This window comes from Acinetobacter sp. YH12098 (genome assembly GCF_013419235.1).
GTDB lineage: Bacteria > Pseudomonadota > Gammaproteobacteria > Pseudomonadales > Moraxellaceae > Acinetobacter > Acinetobacter amyesii.
In genome coordinates, this window is record NZ_VPAO01000069.1 from 1 (window position 1) to 6,854 (window position 6,854).

The 6,854-nt window shown below is 41.6% G+C and carries 6 protein-coding genes, 1 pseudogene and 1 riboswitch; of the genes and pseudogenes, 1 reads left to right on the forward strand and 6 read right to left on the reverse strand.

Annotated elements, in window-relative coordinates:
• Nucleotides 1–64 (reverse strand): annotated as a pseudogene (locus tag FTU38_RS16980) (helix-turn-helix domain-containing protein); the annotation flags it as partial.
• A gap of 123 nt (nucleotides 65–187) precedes the next feature.
• Between FTU38_RS16980 and FTU38_RS16190 the strand changes: the two are divergent.
• Entirely contained in the window at nucleotides 188–571 is a 384-nt protein-coding gene (locus tag FTU38_RS16190) for a hypothetical protein (protein WP_180111859.1), read from the forward strand.
• Nucleotides 572–600: 29 nt separating this feature from the next.
• Here the strand turns inward: FTU38_RS16190 and FTU38_RS16195 are convergent, their stop codons facing one another.
• The 5 genes from FTU38_RS16195 to FTU38_RS16215 all read right to left on the reverse strand — a co-directional run bounded on the left by FTU38_RS16195 (nucleotide 601) and on the right by FTU38_RS16215 (nucleotide 6,390).
• Nucleotides 601–903: a helix-turn-helix domain-containing protein gene (locus FTU38_RS16195; protein WP_078190926.1), complete on the reverse strand. Its 303-nt coding sequence runs from the start codon at nucleotides 901–903 to the stop codon at nucleotides 601–603.
• A gap of 1 nt (nucleotide 904) precedes the next feature.
• A complete protein-coding gene (locus FTU38_RS16200) occupies nucleotides 905–1,240 on the reverse strand; it encodes a type II toxin-antitoxin system RelE/ParE family toxin (protein ID WP_218954735.1) in 336 nt (111 codons plus the stop codon).
• A 140-nt stretch (nucleotides 1,241–1,380) separates the two neighbouring features.
• The gene (gene uca / locus FTU38_RS16205) at nucleotides 1,381–4,986 is read right to left on the reverse strand and encodes an urea carboxylase (RefSeq protein WP_180005511.1); all 3,606 of its coding nucleotides are present in this window, start codon (nucleotides 4,984–4,986) and stop codon (nucleotides 1,381–1,383) included.
• 4 nt (nucleotides 4,987–4,990) lie between these two features.
• Nucleotides 4,991–5,641, reverse strand: a complete 651-nt coding sequence (locus tag FTU38_RS16210) for an urea amidolyase associated protein UAAP2 (protein ID WP_180005510.1) — start codon at nucleotides 5,639–5,641, stop codon at nucleotides 4,991–4,993.
• An 11-nt stretch (nucleotides 5,642–5,652) separates the two neighbouring features.
• A complete protein-coding gene (locus FTU38_RS16215; protein WP_180005509.1) occupies nucleotides 5,653–6,390 on the reverse strand; it encodes an urea amidolyase associated protein UAAP1 in 738 nt (245 codons plus the stop codon).
• 29 nt (nucleotides 6,391–6,419) lie between these two features.
• Nucleotides 6,420–6,531: riboswitch (guanidine-I (ykkC/yxkD leader) on the reverse strand.
• Nucleotides 6,532–6,854 lie beyond the last annotated feature (323 nt).

Below are 6,854 nucleotides of genomic sequence, written 5' to 3' on the forward strand. Positions count from 1 at the left end.
TGGCCAGAAAAATGAGTCGTTCTCGCTGTTCTAAACTAAGTGGTACAGAAACAATCCGAGGCATGTGTGAACATCTGTTAACTAAAAAAACCTTTTCGCATGATTAGTTATTTTTGTCAACTTACAAAAAAATTCTGAAAAAATAAAGTTCTTAAGAAAGGAATTAAATAAAGAAAATTTAATTATTTTGGACTGTAAAGAAACAGAAAATACTTTACCTAAAGATTCTATTCTTCGTGTAGCTCAGAAAAAGTTCAGTAATATGAAAAGGAAGACCTCTCAAGGATTTAATATCGAAAAGCTAGAGGGAATTAATTCATTAGATTATTTTGATCATAAAGATTATGGCATAGGAAAATTATTGGATGATCAAATACGAAATCCAAGAACTTCTGCTGAAAAAACTGCTTTTGCCGATGGTACAGGTGTAGGAACCATTAAATATAAACTAGATTTTTGTCGTGAAATCATCAAATATTTTGATGAAAATCCTGATTGGGAAATGACACCAAAAGCAAAGGATCTATGCATCCGAATTTTCAAACATATTGAAAAGTGTAATTCAAATTAGAAAAAGACCGCCTAAGCGGTCTTTTTTAATTAAACATTAAATCCAATATGTTTACCTGTAGGTAATTCGACATCAATACGAAGTTTCCCACCCATTGCTTCTACATATTTTTTCATGGTTGATATTTTTAAATCATTACCACGGTTTTCGATTGCAGAAAGCGAAGGCTGTTTAATCCCTAAAGTTTCTGCTAATTCTTTTTGAGAAATTTCCAACTCTTCACGAATCATGTGAAGATGCTGTTCAAGCATCAGTTCTTCTGCCATTTGCTGAATACGAGCTTGGCTTTCAGCAGAGCGAGCTGCCAATAACTCTTGTAAACTTTTTGCCATGTTAGGAATCTCCTAAACTCTTTAAATGCAAAGTGTATTGCTCATCTGCAATTGCCAGCATTTCTGTATAAAAACGCTTTTTACCGCTTTTATCACCAATGCATAACACAATCGCTTGTCTTAACGGATCAAAAGCAAAGAAAGCTCGAATCGGTTTGCCACGGTGTTGCACACGAAGTTCTTTCATATTGGTATATTTAGAATCATATACAGTGTCCACCAAAGGTCGACCTAAGCTTGGTCCTTGTGATTGCAACACAACTAAAGCTGCCAAGACCTTTTCTTGTGTCGAATCATCTTGCTGAGCAAGCCATTCGTTAAATACATCTGTGGTCAATACTGTCTACATAGCACAACCAAAATATAGACTATAAGCTATATCATAATTTAATCGAGTAAACACTGCAAATAAAAAACCGCCCTCACGGACGGTCTTAAAATTGCCTCCTTTTTTAAAGGAGGGTTAGTGAGGATTTTTTATGCCACTGGCGCCAACGTAAACAACACCTGCCCCGTTTTCACCGTTTGCCCTTTTTCAATGGTAATCGTTTCAACTTTCATCCGTTCAGGCGCAATAATTGGAATCTCAATCTTCATCGCTTCAATCACGGCAAGCGTTGCACCTTCTTCCACAATATCACCTGATTGACATTCAATTTTCCAAATACTTCCCGGCATATGCGATTCCACAGCACAGCCCCCTTCAGGTACGTCAACCCGTTCACCATCATCCACAGCATCAAGGCTTTCAGAGACATATTCTGCAAGTCCTGCCTCATGCCAGCGACGACGTTCTGCATCAAAGTTAGCCTGTTGCACAGACTTAAATGCAGAAATGGATGCTTGGTTTTCAGTTAGGAAGTCGTTGTACTCTTTTAAGTTCAGCACGCCTTCTTCAATACGAAGTTTTAAGCGACCTGCTTTAAAGTCCTCACGCATTTGCATGAGTTCAGTTTCAGACACTTCATAGAATTTAATTTGGTCAAAGAAGCGTAGTAACCAAGGCATACCTTGTTCAAAATCAGGGTTTTTACGATAACGAGACCACATTTGCGTAGTACGACCCACAAACTGATAGCCTCCCGGACCTTCCATACCATAAACACACATATACGCACCGCCAATACCGACAGCATTTTCAGGCGTCCATGTCCGTGCAGGGTTGTATTTCGTCGTCACTAAACGCTGGCGAGGATCAAGCGGTGTTGCCACAGGTGCACCTAAATACACATCGCCCAAACCCATGACCAAATAACTCGCGTCATATACCACATCTTTGACCGCTTGTTTGTCTTTTAAACCATTAATACGACGGATAAACTCAATATTGTCAGGACACCATGGTGCATCTGGACGTACCGTTTGCATATAACGCTCTGTCGCTAGCTGGGTTTGTGAATCCTCCCAAGCGAGTGGTAAATACACAGTCCGTGACGGTACTTGCATTTGGGTCACATCAGGCAGTTCAGCTTCCGCGACTTGTAGTAAACGCAATAAATCCAATTGATCAAGCTTGATCGAATCAAAATGAATTTGCAGTGAACGAATCCCCGGTGTGAGATCAATAATTCCTGTGATATTTTGCTTTTCAACCCATTGCATGAGTGCATGAATACGGAAACGTAGGTTTAAATCTAAAACCAACTCACCATATTCCACCAACATGTAGTTGTTGCCCGCAGGACGATACACCACATCTGGCAAGCCATTCTGACCTTTTAAAGTATCAAGCACCGCATTTTTTAAGGTGGAAAGTTCAGGATAAAATGACTCATCAAATGCCACAACCTGCGTATCAGATGCTTCTAATTGCGCATGATATTTTTCATTTAAGAGCTTAGCTTGATGATAACTCACAGGTATAAATCTGACTTTGTCTCCTGCTTTCAATTGACCAAGCTTCCAAAGCTCAGAATTAATCACCACGGCAGGACAAACAAAGCCTCCTAAACTTGGACCATCTGGACCGAGAATAATCGGCATATCGCCCGTGAAATCAATCGCACCAATCGCGTATGCATTGTCATGAATATTTGATGGATGCAAACCGGCTTCACCGCCATCCTCACGTGCCCATTCAGGTTTTGGACCAATCAAACGAATACCTGTACGGCTTGAGTTAAAGTGAATCTCAAAAGTATTGGCAAAGAAGGTATCAATGTCTTTTTTAGTAAAGAAGTCTGGTGCACCATGCGGGCCGTACATCACCGCAATTTCCCATTCATGGCTGAATGACGGCACTTGTTCAGGGGCAAGCGTTTTCACTTCATCAGAGCTAAATCCCGTGATTGGTAACATATCACCAATCAGTAAGTTACGCCCTGCATGACCACCAAACTGACCCAAGGTGAAGGTTGCTTGTGAGCCGAGATATTCAGGTACATTTAAACCGCCTTTAATACCAATATAGGTACGGCAACCTGTCGCAATTTTGCCACATTTGAGCACCTGACCTTTACGCACATTCACGTTCTGCCACATCGGAACTTGAGCGCCATCTAGTGTTGATGGCATATCGCCCCCGGCAAGCACGATTTGGCTGTCACAATGGAATTTTAAAGTCGGACCTTGTAGCGTACATTCTAAGCCTGCAGTGTTATAGGCATTACCAAGTAACTGGTTTGCGACATTCAGTGATAGTGGATCAATGGCACCTGATGGTGGCACACCGACATCCCAGTACCCCAAACGACCTGTCACATCTTGCACAGAAGTTTGAATGCCTGATTGCAACACTTCAATTTTTTGAGTTTTCCACTCGAATGTATTTAAGAAACGTGTGGTTTGCGTACCGGCTTTAAATACATCGCAGTCGATAATATTTTGTAGATATTCAAGATTGGTTTCGATGCCTGCAACCGATGTTTTGGCAAGTGTTTCGGTCATGGCAGCAATTGCAGAGTCACGATCGTCCGAAGTCACAATAATTTTCGCAATCATCGGGTCATAGAATGACGATACATTTGAACCCGTTTCCACCCACGTTTCATTACGGGCATTAGGATCAAACACAACATGTGTCAGTAAACCGGCACTTGGCTGGAAGTTTTTGATTGGATCTTCGGCATATAAACGCACTTGAATTGAATGACCTTTCGATTCAAGTTGTTCTGTTGGTGCAATCCAATCCCCACTACCGAGAGTCACCATCCATTCCACAAGATCTACACCAAAGACTTGCTCCGTCACGCCATGTTCAACTTGCAGGCGAGTATTTACTTCTAAAAAGTAGAATTCTTGTGTGTCGGTATCCATCACAAATTCTACTGTGCCTGCCGAACGGTAATTCACCGACTGCATCAACCCAATCGCAACCGATTGAATATAGGCACGTTGTTCATCATTGATATGCGGTGCTGGGGTTTCCTCAATCACTTTTTGGTTTCGGCGCTGCACCGAACAATCACGCTCACCGAGTGCTAAAACTAAGCCATTGCCATTACCAAAAATCTGCACTTCGATATGACGGGCATTTTGTACGAATTTTTCGAGGTACAAGCCTGCATCTTTAAAGTTGGCTTGGGCAAGATATGAAACCGTAGAATAAGCATCTTTCAGCTCTTCTTCATTCCACACCAAACGCATGCCGATACCGCCACCGCCTGCGGTACTTTTCAGCATCACAGGATAACCAATACGATTGGCTTCAAGCAGTGCTTCGGCTTCATCTGCCAATAATTGACTGCCCGGAAGGAGAGGCACATTAGCTTGAATCGCAAGTTCTCGTGCCGTATGTTTTAAGCCAAAGGATTTCATTTGCGCCGAATTTGGCCCTAAAAATACAATGCCTTGCGCTTCACACAGATCACAAAATTCAGCATTTTCAGATAAGAAACCATAACCCGGATGAATCGCTTCTGCACCTGTTTGTTTTGCGACTTCTAAAATTTTATCGACATTTAAATAACTTTGGCTGGCAGGACTATCGCCAATAAATACCGCTTCATCGGCTAAGGTCACATGCAAAGAATCACGGTCTGCTTCGGAATACACGGCAACGGATTGAATGCCTAGTTTTTTGAGTGTACGAATCACACGGCAAGCGATTGCACCACGGTTGGCAATGAGGACTTTATTAAACATGGTATTACTCCTCGCCTTCACGAATGATCAATTGAATTTTTGTTGGGTTATAGGCATTACATGGGTTATTCAGTTGTGGGCAGTTTGAGATCAATACGATCAAATCCATTTCGGCTTTAATCTCTACATATTTTCCCGGTGCAGAAATACCGTCATCAAATTTCAAATGTCCCTCAGCGGTCACAGGCACATTCATAAAGAAGTTAATATTTGGGCCGATATGGCGCACGTTTAAGCCATGTTTTTTTGCAATCGGATGTTGTGACAACGCTATCATGAAATTATTACGGCAACTGTGCATTGGAAATTTGTCATGTGCATAGCGAACAGTGTTGCTTTCACATGAACATGCACCGCCTAAGGTGTCATGACGGCCACAGTTATCGTCATGGATGGTGGCAATTTTGTTGCCAAAGTTAGTGAATAGCGCTGTGCCTTTTTCTAAATAAATCTGTTGGTTAATGGCTAAGGTATCCGTAGCGCTATAGCGTTCTTCAGGGTTTTGGCTCGAGATAAACAAGGTATCCACCGCTTGATTGCCTTCGAGGTCAACGATCCGGAAATATTGCCCTTTTTTGACTTCGCACATCCACGCTTCACCGGCAGGACATACTTCACTGAGCACTGATTTTTCTAGGTTGACAAGTGCAGTCATGATCATTCCCCTCAAGCCGTTAAAGCGTAATAGCGTTTATTATTTTGAAAAGCACGTTGATTTTGCGGGCAAGAATCACGGCAAACATCGGTGTCTGCCAAAGGCAACGCCTTAAATAAACTTAGTTGTACATCAGCAGGGTTATATTCTTCTGCTTGAGATAATCCATGTGGTGCACTAGATAAAAAGACCAAACAATCCATTTCAAAGCGCAGTTCAATGACTTGATTTGTATTGTCCGATGCAACATAACTTAAGTTGCCATTGTCATCAGGTTGAACTTTAGAGAATAAATTTAAGGTACTGCTGAGGTCAGTTACAGATAAGCCAAACTTGGTCATTTCAAGCAATAAGCTATCTTTGCCATTACGGTACATATCATTACGGGCATCTTGGAAAGTTTTGTTGCCGAATTGGTTTTCAATTTGCGATGCCGTACTTGGTGCACAAAAAGCATCATTCCAAGCGTGATCATCTTTGATTATCGAGATCATGGCACGGCCTAAATCCGACGCCAAAATATGACCTGTACTTAAATAAGCCGTGTGCTGCCCCTTAAGACTATCTGGCATGTTGTAACGTTCAAGCTTATCTTCACTATTTACACAGTACAGCGACACATTGGCATTTTGCCCTAGCGATTTAAGCTGTAATACTGCGCCACGCTGAATACGCGCTGACCAGTGGTGCCCACCCGGTAAAAGTTCAGTCCATAGTGCTTTATCTTCATGATAATGTGTTGTGCTCATTGCAGCCTCTGCCTAATTCTTAACTGTTTACCTCCCGGGCTTTTATCCCTCCGTGCAGCTTTGCTTTGAATTAAAACGAAGCCGTGAACTCTCGGTCGCGGTCATACATGAAGATGTATCGGAACCCTAGATCACTTTATGATGTATGTAGAAATGCAAAGGCTATGCCAAAACAGTAATACGATTTATATAACTGGTAATACTGCTAATTCGGGAAGTTTGGCAAAGAATCAAAAGAGGCCTGAAACTTTCAGGTGCAGAAAATGCGCTTTGCCTGCAAAATGCACCAAAATAAACAGATGCGCCAACAGGCAAACAGAAATGAAAAAAGCCCAGATATAGCTAAATACCAAATAAATCATTACAGTAATCTTTAAATAATTTATCAATATCTTTAACTCTAAACTTAGTTCGAATCGCCTTGACTCGTGACCACATATTTTCTATTGGATTTAAATCTGGAC